We start from the raw sequence: 512 nt of genomic DNA on the forward strand, positions 1-512 counted from the left end.
TGCCTGAAGAAGGTATGGTCGAAGTAGGCGAACTAAAAATTCATCAAGCATCTCACGCCCGTTATTTTGAGGACTTCTTAAAATTCGTCGAGTACGAACGCTCTATGCCTGAAATTATGAAAACACAAGTAATGGACATGGTATACGACCAAATTGAAGATGTATTTGAAGAAGGTACGGAAGAACGCGAACAATTCGACCAAGCAATGGAAGTATGGGCTGCCAGTCCGAAACGCGAAATTATGGAACAATTTTCAACCGAAGAAGTAATGGAAGCTACCGCTCAAATCGTCGAGCACGCTCCTGAAGTGGAATTAAAGCTAAAAGCAGACCACATCTCCGTAAAGGCCCTGCTTGCTGATTTCGGGGATCAAATACATATCGCAAAGGTAAATGACCGATACGTATTAATGATTGAAGCTGATACACTTACGTTTGAGAAAGGCTTCTCTCCGATTGAATTTCTGAAGCCAGATGAATTGCAAGATGTGATTGAGCGGATTGAGAATAAG

At 42.0% G+C, this 512-nt stretch carries 1 protein-coding gene; it reads left to right on the forward strand.

Translation table 11 applies throughout. The features are described 5' to 3' along the window. Positions 1–512: DUF3898 domain-containing protein (locus tag GFJ36_RS18460; RefSeq protein ID WP_141539394.1), on the forward strand; the 512-nt coding region annotated here is incomplete at both ends.

It is taken from the genome of Bacillus sp. EE-W1 (assembly GCF_009760835.1).
In the GTDB taxonomy this organism is placed as follows: Bacteria; Bacillota; Bacilli; order Bacillales; family Bacillaceae_G; genus Bacillus_A; species Bacillus_A wiedmannii.